This window comes from Leptospira semungkisensis, from assembly GCF_004770055.1.
In the GTDB taxonomy this organism is placed as follows: Bacteria; Spirochaetota; Leptospiria; order Leptospirales; family Leptospiraceae; genus Leptospira_B; species Leptospira_B semungkisensis.
On the sequence record NZ_RQEP01000010.1, the window covers coordinates 204,160 to 218,001 of the forward strand.

Genomic DNA, 13,842 nt, shown 5'->3' on the forward strand with positions numbered 1-13,842 from the left:
TAAAAGCGGAGTGGAATGCTACGAATTTCTTCTAACTCACCTACTTCTTATCGCTACTCGCGGTAAATTCAATCTCTCCGTCTAATTCCTTGGTCACGATCTTTTTCAGATCCTGATAATCCGGAAGATCCTTAAACCCTAAGCGAGAACTATAATGCTTACGAATACCATTTTCGAGAGTGTCCTTACCGAGAATATACTTCATTCCAAGCTCTCGGATCACTGCAGAAGATTCTAAATTAATACTCTTTAATAGTTTATCTTCCTTGTCGTAGACTAGAAAGATATAGTAGTAATACAGGTCCCCGGTTTTTTGAAATGCTTCCTGGGCGACTACGTTTACTTCCTTATAAGAAAAAGAATCGAAACGGAAATACTCCGCACTTTTGATTCTTTCGTCCGTGCTAGAGGCTTTCAGTTTGATCAAAACGGTTTTTAAGGCGTCTGCTTCCTTGGTTTTATTTAGTTGGAATTTATTTTCAAGAAGCATGTTCACTAACGTGAAGTTATTCGGATCCTGTTTGTAGCTTGCTTCTAAATACTTTTCCGACTTCTTGAAGTCTCGATCGATGAAATAGATATTGGACAGATTGACCAATGCCATCATATTATCTGGATTGATCTCCAAAGCCTTATCGAATGATTCAATCGCCTTTGTTCTCTCTTTCTCTTGCAAGTAGATATTTCCGAGAAATGGATACGCGTTCGGAGATGTCTTATCCAGCTCTATGCATTTCAAGAATTGCTTCTTAGCATTCTTAAAATCTCCGGACAAATACAGGCTCACTCCATAGTGATCTCTGTATCTGGCATTATTCGGGTTTAACTCGATCGCTTTTTCAAAATAGATATGAGCGTTTTTAGGATCGTTTAACTGAAAATAGGCGAAGCCCACTGCGTATTGCAATGTATCGTCCTTTTCTCTGGATTTTGCTAATTTGAGAAGGATAGGCAATGCGGATTGAAAATCCCTTTCCCGCATATACATATCCGCTTTTTCAAAGTCTGCTTGTTCAGAAGAAGTCGGAGGAGCGGATTGCCCGTATAAGTTTAGTGATATAATTGTTATGCAAATGAACAGAAAATAACGCATCTCTCCCTCTTCTACCTTCTATAAATAGCAGGGAAGAGAAAACGGATCCCGTAAATCATTCCCTGCGCTTTCACTTCTTCCGGGACACGTCCGAAATTCTGTCCTCGGATCGCGTCCATACAGGATTGATCTACTAATGATTGTCCATGAGATAAAACTAATTTAGTATCTATGACCTGGCCCGCGTCGTTTAACAAAAATTGCACTCTGGCTTCTCCAGGAACGATCGCTTCTCGGATCACTGTTCCGGCTCCATCACGATAGCCGTAATTTCCTCCGCCGGGAGGAGAGAAACTCTGCTCAATCTGTCGGAGCATTCTTTTGAAGTATTCGTAACCTACTAACTTCTTGGTGGGAATTGCGGTATTCGGACTTCCGTCCCAACGAAAACGAATGTCCTCTTGGAAACGATAGTTGGAAGGAATCTTGGTCATTCTTCCTGTGGCCGCAGTTTGCTCCTGGGTTTGTTCCGTAGGATTCGCATTTTCTACAGGATCCTGTTTTAGGATAGCGACCTCGTATACTTGCTCATCCTCTGTTTTCTTTTGAGCAGATTGAGGAGTGGCCTTGGATGGGTTTCGTGCAATATTCCCGAAAATGAATTCGCGAAAAGGAGAAGAAGTATGAAATCCCTTTTCCTTTGTAAGCCCTCCTGAGCCTGCGGAGTCCGCGTTAGATAGAGCCTTGTACTCATCTTTGATATTCTTATCTACGAACTCTTGTTCGAGTAGAACTTCGTAGATCTTTTCTCTTTCGGCCCTTTCTTTTACCTGTACGAGAGGATCTTCGCCCAGGATTTGGAATAGAATATTTCTTGTGAATAAGTGAGCGACCAAAAAGGAACAAAATGCAAATACCAAAAACGCTGCGAATAGAAGACGCTTATCGTCTTCCTGCAAATTGCTTGGTGCGTCTATTTCGGATTTAAAAAAGGCCGGGAGTTGCATCTTCTTCTATATGTTTGCCGAGTGCCGGAGGGATCCTGTCCATCAGCTTATAGGCCTTCTCTGTGGCAACTCTACCGGAGGAGGTCCTATTAATCAAGCCAACTCTTACCATGTAAGACTCATAATGATCTTCTAAGGTACGCTCCTCTTCCCCCACCACAGCAGCGATCGGCTTCAGGCCCACAGGCCCTCCCTTGTATCTGTCGATCATGCATTCTAGGATCCTGCGATCCATCTTATCCAAGCCGAGCTCGTCTATCCCTAGGCGAGAGAATGCTTCTTCGCATGCATGGGCACGGATTCTTCTCTCCCCTTTGATCTCCGCAAAGTCTCTCACTCTTTTTAGAAGATGATTCGCGATCCTAGGAGTTTTTCGGGATCTTTTTCCTATTTCGAAGGCAGCGTCTTCGTCGATCTCATAGCCTAAAATTTTAGAAGAACGAAGAACAATTTGCTGCATCTCAGGATCGTCATAATATTCCAATCTGAAATGGATCCCGAAGCGACTCTTGAGAGGATCCGAAATGAGTCCGCTTCGAGTCGTCGCTCCGATCAGAGTGAAAGGCTTAAGTTTGATTTGTATCGTCTGCGCTGTGATCCCTTCTCCCACGAGAAGATCGATCATGAAATTTTCCATGGCTGGATAAAGGATCTCTTCGACCTTTCTGCCTAGGGAATGAATCTCGTCGATGAAGAGTATATCCCCTTCTTCTAAATCTGTGAGTAATTTAGCGAGATCTGCACCTCTTGTAAGAACAGGTGCAGAAGTGACTACGATGCGAGCTCCTAATTCTTGGGAAATAATTCCAGCCAATGTGGTTTTTCCAAGACCGGGAGGTCCGGAGAGAAGTACATGATCCAGTGCCTGCTGTCTTTTCTTAGCGGCACCTACGAATACGGAAAGATTAGAAAGGATTTCCTTTTGTCCCACAAACTCCGAGAACAGAGAAGGACGAAGAGAGTTGTCCTCCTCGAATTTGTCCTCGGGATTTAGGGTATGTCCTGCCAAATGATTTCTCTTATTCCGCGAGTTTAACCGAAATCTTCAGGGTCTGGCCTTTTCGGAAAACAGTTACAGTAATCCTTTGTCCAACCTTGGATTCTCTAATCTTGGTCGCGACTTCGTTCGCGCTCTTTACTTTAGCCCCGTCTATCTCCAGGATCACGTCTTCGACGTCGATACCTGCTTCGGCAGCTGCGGATCCATTCTGCACCTGTCGAACAAATGCTCCGTCCTTGCTAGGAAGTTTTAATTCTTTTGCGATCTCTTCGGTAAGATCGTCCAAGCCCACTCCGAGTCTAGGTCGCTTGATCCTTCCTCCGGACTTCAATTCCTCTACCACCGATTTTGCTTCGTTGATAGGAATGGCAAAGCCTAGACCGATAGAACCTTCACTTGGGGAAAGAATCATACGGTTGATCCCCACCACTCTTCCGTTGATATCCAGAAGAGGACCTCCCGAATTTCCTTTATTGATAGAAGCATCCGTTTGGATATAATGTACTCCGGAATTATCGATGCCGCCTCGTCCCACTTTAGAGATCACTCCAACTGTCATGGATTGTTCTAAGCCGAACGGAGCGCCGATAGCGATCGCCCAATCTCCCACCTTAACATCGGAAGAATCACCAATCTCGATGGGCTGCAGATTTGCGGCTCCTTCTACCTTTAGAAGGGCGACGTCAATGGTCTGATCTGTTCCCACTAATTTAGCGGAAACAGGTTCCTTTCCATTTTTGAATAAGACTTTAAATTTATCGAATCCTCGGACCACGTGATCGTTCGTAAGAATATAACCTTCTTTATTCAGAACGAAACCGGAACCGAGCCCGTTGATCTTTCTTTTTTGAGTTCTCACTCTCCCTTGAGGTCCATAAAGAAATTCTTGGAAAGGATCACTGAACTGAGGCACGTTAACCGTTCCTTCAGTAGCGACTAACACTACACTAGGAGAAACATTTTCGTATACTTCTTCAAAGGCTTTTTGAATGGAGATCGCGGCCTTTGCTGCCTGGCTAGGTTCTTTGTCGGATTTTGCATTTAAGAACAGCGTACTATCGCTGCCGGTTCCGCAGTATAAAATGGGAGAAAGGATCACTCCTGCCATCACGGATATGCCTATCACCAGGAAATTTTTGAATCGGTCGTTTTTTTTCATGGATTCCTGTCCTCGGGAATGCGATTCCGGTAGTACGCTTCAGCATTCGAAGCAAAACCACTCATGTCAAGTGGCTTTCCTTAAGCATGGCGAATACACCGGGATTTTACGTTTTTGAAGGTTTAGACGGGAGCGGGAAAAGTACCCTCACTCGTCGCCTCTTAGACCTTTTGCAATCGAAAGATGTTCCAGCAATTTGCTTTGCGGAACCGACTCGCTACGAATCCGGAATCTATCTCAGAAAATTTTTAAGCGGAGAAATAGAACTCTCTCCGGAAAAACAAATCGAAGCATTCTTAGCGGATCGAGAAGTTTCCTTACAAAGGAATATTCTACCTTCTCTCTCCGAGAAGAAGATCGTTCTCTTGGACAGATACATGTATTCAACTGCAGCTTATCAATCTGGAGAGAATTTTTCGGCGAGAGAGATCTTAGAAAAGAATATAGAGAGAAAATTTCCCAAGCCGGAGATTGTCTTCTATTTGGATCTGAAACCGGAAGAGGCGCTTTCTCGTTTGAAAGTCAGAGATACTACTGCTGACAGATTCGAAACCATCTCTGCCTTACAAAAGATCTATAAGGCGTATGAGGAAATACTTCCGAAAAATACGATCCGGTTGGACGCGAATTTGAGCCCCGAATCTATTGCGGAGCTCGCCTTAAATCATATCGATTATTGAGTGGATGTAGCTTGCAGATTTCTTAATGTAGCTTCGTGAATGGCAGCTTCTCTTTCCAATTGAGAAGCAAGCTCCACTAGTTTTCTTTTTCTATTGGACGAAGCCTCGCCCTTAGGCTCGGAAGAAGCCAGTTCTCTCAGATGTCCCGCTTCATCTCTCTTCTTCTTAGCAAGATTGAGCAAGTATTTGCGAACAATATCCTTTTGCTCTTGAGTAGAAAGACTCTCTACCAAGGCTTTTTCGATCAGCTTAGTCTCCTCTTCTGCAGAAAAAGAAGAAACTGAAAATGGGAATAAGGAAAGAAGGAGCAGGATTGCTAGAGGATATTTGAATTTCATCTCGGTTCTCTATGTGGGAATTCTAACTAGCCGATTGTTTCTGTTTTGTTCGGCTTAAGCTCAAGGAAACAGGACTTAGAAATTCTGGATAGCAAATTTCTAAGTCTCTTCCGACCCAGCTTAGAAGATATGTCCCACATCTATGAATAACTGAGAATCTTCTCTGGACTTACCATAATCGATCAGGATGACTGTGGCCTGGTTCCAAATGATACGCAAGCCGCTACCGTACGAGAACTTATATCCTTGAGTACCGATATCATGATAACCATCCCAGACCCTTCCGAAATCATAAAAGGGAACAAGGCTCAACGTGATCAATTGATCCCAAAATTTGAATGTACCAAATCTCCAACGGATCTCGAAATTCCCGAAACCGATCATCGGTCCGATAAAACGTTCCTGCCTATAACCTCTCAAAGTTTGCAGACCACCAAGACCGTTAATCGCTCCGTCAATGGACCACATATAACGATATTCTGAAAAAGGAACTTCACCCTTAGAATATTGAACTGCACCTCGGGCTGCGAAGACCAATTCCTCGAACAATTTAGGAAAAGGCGTATAGAAGAATTTCCCTTGCGCGAAGAACTTTTGAAAATCAAAGTCCGAGCCTGACTTTTTAGATACTGTAGAGTAATTCACTTCCAATAGCATTCCTGAATCAGGATCTGGCTCGAAGTCTCTCGTATCGTATGCAAGGCCGGCGTGAAAGTAATTTACATTTCCCCCATGATATCCATTGATCAGGCCTCTCTGATAGTCTTGCGTCAACTTGCTCGTACCATTCGGAGTAGAAGAAGCCCAGCCGGTATTAGGATCCTTTGCTGGGGTAAAATAATCCTGATTGTTCGTGATCCTTCCATTAGGATAATCGAATGTACGAATTATATTTTGAGAAAACTCCGGAGCAACGATCCAACGAAATGCTTTTGCAAAAGTCTTATCGACGGAGAAGGTAGCAGTAGTGGAACGAAATTCGTATGTATTGTATTCCCGATTGCTTTGGTACGCAAAAGGAGAACCAGGATCGGATTGTCTACGGTAAGAAAGAGCATCCTCACGATCCCCGAAAGAACTACCGTTGACCAAGGCTCCTGTAGGCTGGTTCTTTTCTCTATATGTCAGATCCTTTAGAGTAGATGTTCCTATTCCGAAGTACTGAGAGTTCTTATTCACACTATAATTGAAACTTCCCTTCAATCGATATGCAGTATCGAATAAGAAAGGACTGTCGAAGGTCATCTCATAGTATGCTGCGCCATTCGTAGTCTTATAAGCCTGACCACCGATCCTGTACATATAAGGTTGAAATTCGAAATAAGGACTCTTGCGGGTTCCGTTTTGGTATAAATAACCTCGAACTCCATAGCCTTGGCCTCTTACAGGATCTTGGGAGAAGACAGGCAATCCAGTAGCATACCAACCTTCTCTCTTCTCTTGCAATTCTTCTGGAGAAAGACGCTTGGATTCACTTAGCTCGATAGCGACTCTTTCATCTTCTGCGAATAAGGAGAAGGAAAAGCAAATTGCAAAGACCAGAAGAATGATTCGAACGAGGAACAAAGATAAAGCCGCCTATAGGCAAGGTGAGGAAGAGGAATAAAATGTAAGCAAAAATCCAAATGCGATACGATAACAAATTGCTCAAGGCCCCGATGGAGGAATGCGATTGACTTAGGAGCTTCTTTTCAAAAACTCAACACCGTAGGGCACCTATAGCTCAACGGATAGAGTACAGGCCTCCGGAGCCTGGAGTCCGGGTTCGAGTCCCGGTAGGTGCACTCGAAGCGAGAGCTGGAAAGCGATTTAGCGACCCATAGGGAGCGTAAAGAATCGCGTGCGAAACACAGGAAGTGTTGAGCACAGCTCGAGACGCCGTGGAGTCCAATCGAGCAGGATGCGAGATTACGTAACGGCGAGTCCCTAGTCACCGCAGGGCTTTATTTTTCTTTCCATTTACCCCATAGTATGATAGACTGAGATCTCCGGTGCAACCGGACCATCATGGCATCGTAAGCAAACCCATCCCAATCCATCCGATTTTTTAACATGCGCGTCTGCGCACGGGGTTTGTACATGCAATCTATTATCACGGCGAATGACGTCTCGTTCGAGTTTGCGAACGGGCGCGTTCTATTCAAAAATCTTAATTTCTCCTTAGGACCTAAAATCACCGCACTTGTCGGTTCAAACGGTGTAGGAAAAACTCATCTCGCAAAGATCATTGCCGGGCTCATCGATCCAAGCGCAGGAGAAATACGTCGAAAACAAAACGTCCTATTCTTTTCCCAACGCCAAGAACCGGAGCATATTACCGTAAGAGAATTCTTGGATGAATACTCCTGGTCCCTTTTAGGAGATACTCTTCTCTCTGGAATAAACCAGGAGAATACTTGCGACAACCTAAGCGGCGGGGAATGGATGAGAGTGAGGCTCGCTCAAATCCAGGAAGAAGGCTATTTGATCCTAGACGAGCCTACAAACGATCTGGACCAGGAGGCGAAAGAAGTCTTAATTCGTTTTCTAAGAGAATATGAATCGGGAGTTCTTCTCATTTCTCATGATAGAAGATGCCTTAGCCTTTGCGAAGAAGTTTTAGAATTATCTAATCAAGGACTGAACAAGTACGGAGTCGGCTGGGAGTTCTACCAAGAGCTCAAGGAGAAGGAAAGAGAAAGTTCGATTGCTTCCTTAGAAAGAGCAAGAAGAGAAAGAGATAAGGCACTTGCAAAGAGAACTGAAGAAAGAGAAAAACAAGAGAGAAGAAATAAAAAAGGAGAACGATCTGCCGCAAAAGGAGGAGCGCCCAAGATCCTATTAGGAGCAAGAAAGCAAAGCGCAGAATCTACATCAGGAAAATTGAATTCTTCCACATTAGAAAAATCGAATCAAAAGATACGAGAAGTTTATGAAACAATGGATCGAATGAAAGTAGATCCGGTAATGTATGCAGACCTTATGGGGAACGGGATTCCTTCCCAAAAACTAGTGGCCGAAGCGATCGATCTGAACATAAAATTCCAAGATTGGATCTATGAGGAAAACTTAAACTTTGCCTGGAAGGGAAATATTCGGATCTCAATCAACGGTCCAAACGGCTCCGGAAAATCTACATTATTGAAAGCAATCTTAGGGAATAGATTCGAAACAAAAGGAGATCTGAGGATCGGAAAGCTCAATACACTTTATGTCAGCCAAGGATGCGAAGAACTCCAGGAAGAAAAAAGTATCTTCGAAAATGTTAGAGATGTTTCCTCTTTGATGGAAAGCGAAATTAGAAATGGGCTCGCGAAATTTCTATTCTTTGGAGAAGGAGTGTTTCAAAAATGCAACTCTCTCAGCGGAGGAGAAAGATTGAGAGCTGCACTCGCCGTAGGACTATTGGGCGCCAATACTCCCGAACTTCTCATCCTAGATGAACCTACAAATAATCTGGACCTAGAAAATATAGAATTCTTAGAAAGGCTCGTGAAGGAATTTCCAGGTGCAGTAGTGGCCGTTTCTCATGATGATATGTTCCTACAAAACTGCGATATCCCCAAGGAATTTGCTATAAAACGCATTCTAAGAACATGACCAATTAGTCATTTTTAATTGACATTTCGCAACAATCGACTATACCACGGTCCGCAATACAGAACTTGGAGAGAAAGATGTTCCTACCAAAAGCTCCTCCCTATGACGCCCTAGCCTGGGCGAAGATGTCCTTCGCAGAAAGGGCACGCCTATCCTGCCAAGCCTGGGCAGTCCAAGGCTATGGCTCTCCGCTCGGAGCCTATTTTGTTTATGTACTTAAGATCATAGGTTATATCGCGGGATGGATCTACTTCTGTTCCTTCTCCCCTGGACTAGGAGAATGGGGAACGATCTCTTGGTGGTTTCAACCAGTCGCTTTTCAAAAGGCAATCATCTGGAGTTTACTCTTCGAAGTCTTAGGATTGGGATGCGGAAGCGGTCCACTAACCGGAAGATACTTCCCGCCGATCGGAGGATTTCTTTACTTCTTAAGACCAAAGACCACCAAAATGCCGTTATTCGAAGGAGCTCCTATCATAGGAGGAAAGACAAGAGGGATCTTAGAGATCCTGTCTTATGCGGCACTGATCGGATCTTTAGTGCTCTCCTTGATCCATCCAGCCCCAGGCTATGATCAATTTTTACCGATCATAGCACTCCTCGTGATCGCGGGAATATTAGATAAAACTGTTTTTCTTGCTGCAAGAGCGGAACACTATTGGGTTACCATCGTAGTATTCGCATTTGCTCCGAATTGGATCGCAGGCGCGATGATTGTTCAATTGTCTATTTGGCTCTTTGCGGGTTTCTCCAAACTAAACTCCCACTTTCCAAGTGTTGTTTGCGTAATGGCGAGCAATAGCCCGTTCACTCCATTTGCATGGTTTAGAAAGGCAATGTATAAGAATTATCCGGATGATCTACGCCCGTCTAATACTGCATTAGTAAAATCTTATATGGGAATCTTGCTAGAATTAGGGACCCCTATCGTTCTATTTACCGGAGTAGTGAGCGGTTCTTCTACGATCGTTATGATCGGTTTAGGAATGATGATCTTTCTGCATAGTTATATCACGAGCAATTTCCCTATGGGAGTTCCGATCGAATGGAATTTCTTAGTAGTTTATTCTGGCTTCTTTCTATTCGGAGCTCATTCTCATATTACTCCTTTTCAGCTCGACTCTCAGGTAGTTGCGGTCTTTCTGTTCTTCTTCTCTTTTGCGATTCCTTTATTAGGAAATATTAAACCAGAATGGGTTTCCTTTCTATTAGCAATGCGTTACTACGCGGGAAACTGGGCAGTAAGCGTTTGGATGTTTAGAGACGATAGCTACAGAAAATTGGACAAACTCACCAAGACTTCCGGTTGGTTGTATGATCAATTGGACATGTTCTATGAAAGAAAGGTATCCGTCGGTTTGGTAAGCAAGGTCATGGCATTCCGACTCATGCACTTACACGGAAAAGCCTTCCAAACAATCGTTCCGAAAGCGGTAAAAGATTTCGAAAGGTATGAATGGGTAGAAGGAGAGCTGATCGCAGGAATGGTGGTCGGTTGGAATTTCGGAGAAGGGCATTTGCATAGCGAACAACTTCTTAGATCGGTCCAATCCCAATGCGGATTCACTGACGGAGAATTGAGATGCATCTTCATAGAAGGACAACCTCTGGGACAATCCACATTGCATTACAGAGTTCACGACGCCGAAAAAGGATTAATAGATGATGGAAAGATCAAGGTTAGCGATCTAAAAGAACTGCAACCTTGGCCGACTAAATAATGGAATATTCTTCCAAAGAATATGATGTTTGTGTAATAGGCTCAGGCCCAAACGGTCTGAGCGCCGCGGCACTCTTCGCAAGTTCCGGATACTCCGTGCTTGTACTTGAGGCTTCGGATACAATTGGCGGCGGAGTTAGAAGCAAGGAACTTACCTTGCCCGGTTTTTTGCATGATGTATGCTCTGCCGCTCATCCAATGGGAATTCTTTCCCCATTTCTAAAGACACTTCCTCTCGATAAGCATGGCTTAGAATGGATAGAACCGCCTGCCTCAGTCGCTCATCCTTTAGATGGAGAAAGAGCCGTACTTCTCAAACTATCTTTGGAAGAAACAGCAGAAGATCTGGGAATCGACCGAAAAGCGTATCATAATCTTCTTTCTCCTTTCTTAAAAAATCCGGAAGGGCTTATTTCAGATGCTCTGGCTCCATTAGGAATTCCTAAACATCCGTTTTTACTGGCTCGATTCGGGTTATCAGGAATACGATCCGCAGAATCCATCGCAAATGGATCCTTTAAAGGAGAAAGAGCGAAGGCATTATTTGCTGGATGTGCAGGACATTCTATCCTTCCATTAAACCGAGCTTTGACAGGAGCACTCGGCCTATTGTTCTCTATTACAGGACATACCAAATCTTGGCCTGTAGTTGCGGGTGGATCTCAGATGATCGCTAAGTCTTTAGAGTCTTATCTAAAGACACTCAATGTCGAGATCAAAACCTCTCAGAGAGTAGAAAGCCTAAGGCAATTGCCAAAAACAAGAGCAGTAATATTCGACACGAGTCCGGATCAATTAGCGACCTTGGGAGAAGGAGCATTATCTTCTTCTTATATTAAAAGAATTAAATCTTATCGATATGGGCCTGGAGTTTTCAAAATGGATTGGGCATTGGATGGTCCAATCCCTTGGTCTGATCCTAGATGCTTAGAAGCTTCTACAGTTCATTTGGGAGGAAAATTCTCGGAGATTGCCGCCTCAGAAGCAGACGTCTGGAAGGGAAAACATCCAGAGAAACCGTACATGCTGGTTGTACAACAAAGCCAATTTGATCGCAAAAGAGCGCCTCAAGGAAAGCATACAGGATATGCGTATTGCCATGTACCTGCAGGTTCCGATCTAGATTTAACGGATGTATTAGAAAAACAGATCGAACGATTTGCCCCAGGATTTAAGGATAGGATCTTAGCCAGACATGCAATGAAGACGGAAGATTTTTATAGATATAATTCGAATTATGTAGGAGGAGCGATTACTGGTGGAGTTGCAGATCTGACCCAGGCATTCTTTAGACCGATTGCGAGGATCAATCCCTATGGAACTCCTAATCCTCATCTCTATATTTGTTCCGCCTCCACCCCTCCCGGAGGAGGAGTTCACGGGATGTGCGGCTATCATGCGGCCAAATCCGTATTAAAGAAAATTCATACATTAAAACCGGTCCGGTACAATTAAGAATGAAATCTTCCCATCTTGTTTCCAGAAGAGAAGACAATAAGAACAGAAACAGAAATGCGATCTTAGACGCGGCGAGAAAAGTATTCGCTTCCGTAGGGTTCGAGGCATGTTCTACAAGAGAAATCATTCGAGCAAGCGGCCTCGCACAAGGAACCTTTTATAATTACTATAAAGATAAGGAATCCGTAATGCAGGATATAGCCGATGAATTGTCCGAAGGAATCCGCTCAGGAATTCGAGAAGCGAGAGCAAAGGCTACGACTCCACTCACGTTCTTAAGCGACGCATATTTTGCAGTATTCAATGTAATGATGCAGGATCGAATCCATCTAGAGCTACTCGCAAGAAATCGGGATGTAATACGAGGCTATCTTTTTCAAGGCGGCCCCATGACATATATATTAGAAGAATTAGATAGAGACGTAGAGAAGATGATAGAAACAGGAGGATTCTCCGCGCATCCGATCCATATAACATCCGTTATGATGGTCGCCGCAGGATTCGAAGCGATGGTCCTCTTAGCGAATGAGAACCGCTACGATATCCGCAAACTCTCCGATTATTTAGGATTGTTATTCCAAGGAGGGATCGAACGTGTTTCTCAAATGATGAAAGATGACGAGGAGTTGTTTTAAGCAAATTTCAGAGAAGGTCGACGGCATTTTATACAAAGCTGCAAAGCAATCCGATCAATGAGCAAAACCGACACGATCCTTATATACCGGAGTAGAATTTGGATCTATAATTGCCTGCACTGCTTTATCGGAAAGAAGCCTTATAAAACCCTGATTTACTGCATCCGCAATCCCCTTAGCTACCGAATCTGCAGACATGTATCCTGCATGAGTCAATGGGAGAACGTGAGAATATAATAGTTCTGATTTTCCTTCAACAGTTTTTACTAAATTCCGTCCTTGGTAAAATTTAAATTCTAAAGATATCTGAAAAACAGTGTAACTAAATAAGCCAGTTAAAGCATCATTATGAAATTCATATTTAACATTCAGCACCTTAACGGATATCGAATTGATATCTCTATGCTTTTTAAAAAGAGAATCGATAACTACAACATTCTCGAATTGGGCCTCGGCCCGATTTCGCATTGCTTGCTCGATGGATTGACCTATCTTAAACGTATTGGTCAGATTTGCCAGGTAAGTATACTCCCTTAGATCCTTAGAGATAAGAATGGCAATCTCCTGGGAATACTGAAGTAAATCTATTCTCACTTTTTCCGGTTTTTGGTCTACAGAAATGGCGCAAGAAATAAAGGTCCCTATACAAAGAGTAGTAACAATCCTTCCAAAGGAAATTAACGATTTCTTTGCTATTAAAAATCTCCAGAAACTCCAGCTCATACGTGTGTCTGTATATTTGAGATTCTGATCCAATTGTAAATAAAATTTATATCCAAAAAGCTTTGATCTAAATGTGCAAACAAGCCACAACAATCAGCAAATCAATATTTCTCAGGCTCTAATGAGCATGGCCCGTTCCTTCTAAGATTTAAGTCCCAAGGAGAAACTGTGTTAAACAATATCAGTATATTCTTAACACAATTATCAACCTTCTCCTTTTTATAATATTTATCTTCTTGAAGCCCCTTTGACTCTATCGCTAAAATATCCGTTGGATCAATTCCAAGAGGCTTTCCATTCAAAGCAGTGAATAATAGATCGGATTCCATAGAAGCATTCAATAGTCTTTGCTTTACTACATTTCCTTTTTGGTATTCGAACTGCGTTGCAAGTCCCAAAGGACCTGTAATCATGCATTTGGCCAAAATTATTCCAAATAGAGCTAATATATATCTTTTCATTTTTTTCTTCTAATCATATAATCAAAAATTAATATCTTTTATAAAGAAA

Annotated in this window: 13 protein-coding genes and 1 tRNA gene; 6 read left to right on the top strand and 8 right to left on the bottom strand. The window is 43.1% G+C overall.

All coding sequences use genetic code 11. From position 1 onward, the window contains the following. Positions 1-40 precede the first annotated feature (40 nt). Genes EHO59_RS08535 through EHO59_RS08550 form a run of 4 tightly spaced genes read right to left on the bottom strand, consistent with a single transcriptional unit; the run spans position 41 to position 4,199 of the window. On the bottom strand, positions 41-1,093 hold the full coding sequence (locus EHO59_RS08535) for a tetratricopeptide repeat protein (protein ID WP_135586871.1): 1,053 nt from the start codon (positions 1,091-1,093) through the stop codon (positions 41-43). Positions 1,094-1,104: 11 nt separating this feature from the next. Next, entirely contained in the window at positions 1,105-2,040 is a 936-nt protein-coding gene (locus EHO59_RS08540; RefSeq protein WP_135586873.1) for an energy transducer TonB family protein, read from the bottom strand. Beyond that, positions 2,018-3,049 carry a Holliday junction branch migration DNA helicase RuvB gene (gene ruvB / locus EHO59_RS08545; RefSeq protein ID WP_135586875.1) on the bottom strand — a complete coding sequence of 344 codons (1,032 nt, stop codon included), beginning with the start codon at positions 3,047-3,049 and terminating at the stop codon, positions 2,018-2,020. Before ruvB ends, EHO59_RS08540 begins: the two co-directional genes overlap by 23 nt. Before the next feature lie 10 nt (positions 3,050-3,059). Further along, the gene (locus EHO59_RS08550) at positions 3,060-4,199 is read right to left on the bottom strand and encodes a S1C family serine protease (RefSeq protein ID WP_135586877.1); all 1,140 of its coding nucleotides are present in this window, start codon (positions 4,197-4,199) and stop codon (positions 3,060-3,062) included. A gap of 86 nt (positions 4,200-4,285) precedes the next feature. Here EHO59_RS08550 and tmk point away from each other — a divergent pair, with 86 nt between their 5' ends. Then, on the top strand, positions 4,286-4,879 hold the full coding sequence (gene tmk, locus EHO59_RS08555) for a dTMP kinase (protein ID WP_135586879.1): 594 nt from the start codon (positions 4,286-4,288) through the stop codon (positions 4,877-4,879). Here tmk and EHO59_RS08560 read toward each other — a convergent pair. Both EHO59_RS08560 and omp85 read right to left on the bottom strand, forming a co-directional pair. After that, positions 4,873-5,217: an LIC10421/LIC12816 family protein gene (locus EHO59_RS08560; RefSeq protein ID WP_135586881.1), complete on the bottom strand. Its 345-nt coding sequence runs from the start codon at positions 5,215-5,217 to the stop codon at positions 4,873-4,875. The two genes, tmk and EHO59_RS08560, sit on opposite strands and share 7 nt — an antisense overlap. Before the next feature lie 120 nt (positions 5,218-5,337). Then, entirely contained in the window at positions 5,338-6,783 is a 1,446-nt protein-coding gene (gene omp85, locus EHO59_RS08565) for an Omp85 family outer membrane protein (RefSeq protein ID WP_210413052.1), read from the bottom strand. A 146-nt stretch (positions 6,784-6,929) separates the two neighbouring features. Between omp85 and EHO59_RS08570 the strand changes: the two genes are divergently transcribed. The 5 genes from EHO59_RS08570 (at position 6,930) to EHO59_RS08590 (ending at position 12,609) form a co-directional block, all read left to right on the top strand. Beyond that, a tRNA-Arg gene (locus EHO59_RS08570) sits at positions 6,930-7,001 on the top strand. 295 nt (positions 7,002-7,296) lie between these two features. Then, positions 7,297-8,796, top strand: coding sequence for an ATP-binding cassette domain-containing protein (locus EHO59_RS08575; protein WP_135586883.1), 1,500 nt, complete (start codon positions 7,297-7,299; stop codon positions 8,794-8,796). Between the two features lie 77 nt (positions 8,797-8,873). Beyond that, positions 8,874-10,517, top strand: coding sequence for a DUF3556 domain-containing protein (locus EHO59_RS08580; RefSeq protein WP_135586885.1), 1,644 nt, complete (start codon positions 8,874-8,876; stop codon positions 10,515-10,517). Beyond that, the gene (locus EHO59_RS08585; RefSeq protein ID WP_135586887.1) at positions 10,517-11,971 is read left to right on the top strand and encodes a phytoene desaturase family protein; all 1,455 of its coding nucleotides are present in this window, start codon (positions 10,517-10,519) and stop codon (positions 11,969-11,971) included. The genes EHO59_RS08580 and EHO59_RS08585 overlap by 1 nt, the downstream gene beginning before the upstream one ends. A gap of 2 nt (positions 11,972-11,973) precedes the next feature. Beyond that, positions 11,974-12,609, top strand: a complete 636-nt coding sequence (locus EHO59_RS08590; protein WP_135586889.1) for a TetR/AcrR family transcriptional regulator — start codon at positions 11,974-11,976, stop codon at positions 12,607-12,609. Positions 12,610-12,663: 54 nt separating this feature from the next. On the opposite strand, the gene EHO59_RS08595 is transcribed toward EHO59_RS08590, so the two are convergent. Next, the gene (locus tag EHO59_RS08595; protein WP_135586891.1) at positions 12,664-13,332 is read right to left on the bottom strand and encodes a hypothetical protein; all 669 of its coding nucleotides are present in this window, start codon (positions 13,330-13,332) and stop codon (positions 12,664-12,666) included. A 101-nt stretch (positions 13,333-13,433) separates the two neighbouring features. Then, positions 13,434-13,793, bottom strand: coding sequence for a TIGR04452 family lipoprotein (locus EHO59_RS08600; RefSeq protein WP_135586893.1), 360 nt, complete (start codon positions 13,791-13,793; stop codon positions 13,434-13,436). Positions 13,794-13,842 lie beyond the last annotated feature (49 nt).

Coding starts and splice junctions, on each gene's coding strand:
- EHO59_RS08535 (WP_135586871.1), bottom strand. CDS start 1,093: ATGCGTTATTTTCTGTTCATTTGCATAACAATTATATCACTAAACTTA.
- EHO59_RS08540 (WP_135586873.1), bottom strand. CDS start 2,040: ATGCAACTCCCGGCCTTTTTTAAATCCGAAATAGACGCACCAAGCAAT.
- EHO59_RS08550 (WP_135586877.1), bottom strand. CDS start 4,199: ATGAAAAAAAACGACCGATTCAAAAATTTCCTGGTGATAGGCATATCC.
- tmk (WP_135586879.1), top strand. CDS start 4,286: ATGGCGAATACACCGGGATTTTACGTTTTTGAAGGTTTAGACGGGAGC.
- EHO59_RS08560 (WP_135586881.1), bottom strand. CDS start 5,217: ATGAAATTCAAATATCCTCTAGCAATCCTGCTCCTTCTTTCCTTATTC.
- EHO59_RS08575 (WP_135586883.1), top strand. CDS start 7,297: ATGCAATCTATTATCACGGCGAATGACGTCTCGTTCGAGTTTGCGAAC.
- EHO59_RS08580 (WP_135586885.1), top strand. CDS start 8,874: ATGTTCCTACCAAAAGCTCCTCCCTATGACGCCCTAGCCTGGGCGAAG.
- EHO59_RS08585 (WP_135586887.1), top strand. CDS start 10,517: ATGGAATATTCTTCCAAAGAATATGATGTTTGTGTAATAGGCTCAGGC.
- EHO59_RS08590 (WP_135586889.1), top strand. CDS start 11,974: ATGAAATCTTCCCATCTTGTTTCCAGAAGAGAAGACAATAAGAACAGA.
- EHO59_RS08595 (WP_135586891.1), bottom strand. CDS start 13,332: ATGAGCTGGAGTTTCTGGAGATTTTTAATAGCAAAGAAATCGTTAATT.
- EHO59_RS08600 (WP_135586893.1), bottom strand. CDS start 13,793: ATGAAAAGATATATATTAGCTCTATTTGGAATAATTTTGGCCAAATGC.